Here is a 1,039-nt window from a genome sequence, read left to right on the forward strand (position 1 = left end):
GTATATACACTATTTTTAAAAGCCAGCCTCACACCCCAAAACGAAGAGGGCAATAAAAGTGATATATTTATATTAAATAAAATGCAGGAAAACTAATTCGTTGCGCCGTATTGCTTAGCGTAGCGAGTATAGGAGGCAATATGAAGGAATATCAAAGTAGCCAAATAGCAGGGATTGTAGGTATATCGGTCGCTACGGTACGTAAGTATGCACAGTACATGGAAAAAGCGGGCTATATGTTTCTTAGAAATGAAAGCGGCCATCGAGTGTTTTTAGATAAACATATTTTACTCTTTAAAGAATTTAATGGCCTCTCAAAGACAGGGAATTTATCTTTGGGCCATATTGCCAATACGCTGGCTGCCAAATATAATGACTTAAAAACTGAAGAAAATGATAACCATATCGGGGGCGAAGCGGCACCCGATACGACCTTGATAGATAAGGCTTCAAAGGATAAAATCGCTCTAACAGATGAGCAATATAATTCTTTAATGAATAAGCTTGATAAACTCGCTACGCTAGACGATATAGTGGAACAACTTGAACAACAAAAAGGGTTTAATAAAATGCTCATGGAGCAATTAGAACAGCAACAAAAATACATTGAACAAAGATTAGATAAAAGAGATAGTCAATTGATTGAGTCGATGAGAAATTCTATGGATCAACGCCAAGCTATGATTGAAGCTGCTGTGGCTAAGGCTTCAAAGAAGAAATGGTGGGAGTTTTGGAAATAATGTCGTTAATTTGCGAATAGTTATATAGCATGAATACAGTTAAGATCGCCTTATACACTGATACATAATGGGCGGTCTTTGTTATTGCTATGTAGGTTATATCTAGTAGCTGTCTTCACTAGCGGAATAAGATTTAAATATTGAGTACTCTCTAGATGTATGATAACTATTTATGTCTCTTTTTGTTGGTAAAAAATATAAATATAGGCATCTGTCAACGGTAAATCGCAAGACCGTCAGGTCGAGAATTTAAGGAGTTGATAGATTTACAAGACCCAAACCCTCTGGGCACTCAAACA

1 protein-coding gene is annotated in these 1,039 nt (G+C 36.5%); it reads left to right on the forward strand.

Annotated features, from left to right (window positions below):
* The first annotated feature begins 140 nt into the window (after nt 1–140).
* Nucleotides 141–740 (forward strand): hypothetical protein, encoded by a 600-nt coding sequence (locus ACFVQG_RS38660; RefSeq protein WP_383393414.1) that lies wholly within the window; start codon nt 141–143, stop codon nt 738–740.
* Nucleotides 741–1,039 lie beyond the last annotated feature (299 nt).

Origin of the sequence: Streptomyces sp. NPDC057877, assembly GCF_042796855.1 — a bacterium.
Taxonomy (GTDB): Bacteria; Actinomycetota; Actinomycetes; order Streptomycetales; family Streptomycetaceae; genus Streptomyces.